At 74.0% G+C, this 1,686-nt stretch carries 2 protein-coding genes; both read right to left on the bottom strand.

Features of this window, described 5'->3' with window-relative positions; translation table 11 throughout:
* Positions 1 to 33 precede the first annotated feature (33 nt).
* Positions 34 to 1,206, bottom strand: coding sequence for a hypothetical protein (locus ACWGDE_RS38755; RefSeq protein WP_453393786.1), 1,173 nt, complete (start codon positions 1,204 to 1,206; stop codon positions 34 to 36).
* Between the two features lie 95 nt (positions 1,207 to 1,301).
* On the bottom strand, positions 1,302 to 1,686 hold a 385-nt coding region (locus ACWGDE_RS38750; RefSeq protein ID WP_453393785.1), incomplete at its 5' end, for an alpha/beta hydrolase fold domain-containing protein.

Genomic DNA, 1,686 nt, shown 5'->3' with positions numbered 1-1,686 from the left:
GGGACACCGACCGGCACGGCAGGGCGGGCCGTGTCAGAGGCGGGTGGTGAGCAGCATCGGCTGCGGGAACCGCTGGTCCGCGTGGTTGAAGGCGCCGCTGACGGTCACCTCACGCCCCGTGGTGGAGACCTTCCAGGGCCAGTACGCCGTCCCGTCCGCCGTCGCCGGGAACTCCAGCGACGTCACGCGCGTGCCCGATACGCGCAGCGCTTGGCCGCTGATGCGGTCGTGCGTCTCCCCGACGGCGACGATGCCGTCCCGTGTCGCGGCCGCGCCCGTCAGCGGGCCGGCGTCCGCGGGCCCCTCCACGCGCGTCCACGTCCGCCCGTCCCAGTGCATGATCAGCGCGTGGCCGCGGTCCTTGTCGTCCAGGAGCGTGCGGCCCACCACCCACACGTCGCGCGGCCCGTTCGCCACGACATCGTTGAACTCGCCGTACAGGCCGCCGTACGGCGGTGTCGGCAGCGCCGTCCAGGAACGCCCGTCGTAGTGCACGACGACCGGCCGGTCGTCGTCGCCGAACCCGCTGCCGACCGCCCAGACGTCCCTCGGGCCGGAGGCCGAGATCCCGTTGAGTCCCCAGTTCCCCTTGATCCGGGGCAGATCGATCCGCTTCCAGGAGCGCCCGTCCCAGTGCTGGACGACCCCCTCGTTGTGGCTGACGATCTGGTCCGGCCCGCCGTCCGGATCGGGGATCCGCTCGTCGAGGATCTGGGCCCAGCCCGTCGCCCACGCGTCGTCCGGCCCGACCGCGGCGATGCTCAGCAGTCCGCCGCCGAGCGAGCCCTCCGGCATGGCCGCGGGCCTGACCCGCCACGAACGCCCGTCCCAGTACTGCGTCATGGCCGGTTCGCCCTCGCCCTCCGCGTCACCGACCAGCCACGCGTTCCGGGGCGAGGTCGCCGCGAGGGCGTTGATCCGGCCCGTGGCGCCGGGTGCGGTCGGCATCTCCTTCCACGGCCCGCCGCGCCGGTCGTCGTGCGTGTAGAGGACGGGCAGGAACGATACGCCGCCACCTTCGTCGGCCAGCCGGAAGCCGGCCGCCCAACTGGTGTGCGCGTCGGGCCTCGCCGAACCGGTCAGCACGGCGTCGCCGTCCGGCAGCTTGGCGGCGGTCCAGCGCGGCGCGGCCGCGTCCGACACGGGCTCCGCCACGGCGGTCGCGGGCAGGAACCCCGCGACGACGAGGGCGGACGCCGTGCCCATGAGTAACGATCGAGTGCGTACACCGACAGACATGTCGCATTCTCCAGACCCGGGGCGAAGCACCCCGTCCCCCTTATAACGCCCGAGCCGTAGGCCTAGGTTGCACACTGTGCCGGGCCGGCGTCCCGGTCGAGGTCGAAGAGGGACGAGATCCGGTGCACGGGCGCGGGCGTCGGCGCTCCGCGGCCCACCGGAGACCGCCCGTCGTACGCCGCCGACGGGACGGGGAACAGCGCCCGGCGCAGGGCGTACGCGCGGCCCTCCCGCATCCTCGACGACACCTCGGTCCCCGGGAGGGACGCGCAGCCGTGGAAGGTGCCGGGGTAATGGTGCAACTCGGCGCCGACACCGGCCTGGACCAGCCGCTGCGCGTAGTCGATGCCCTCGTCCCGCGCCGGGTCGAACTCGTACACCGAGACGTACGCGGGAGGCAGTCCCCGGAGGTCGGCGGCCCGGGCGGGAGCGGCGTACTCGGACACC

It is taken from the genome of Streptomyces sp. NPDC054956, assembly GCF_053609185.1.
The sequence above is the reverse complement of the archived record's forward strand: the minus strand, read 5'-3'. Positions and strand labels throughout refer to the sequence as shown.

Coding starts and splice junctions, on each gene's coding strand:
- ACWGDE_RS38755 (WP_453393786.1), bottom strand. CDS start 1,206: ATGGGCACGGCGTCCGCCCTCGTCGTCGCGGGGTTCCTGCCCGCGACC.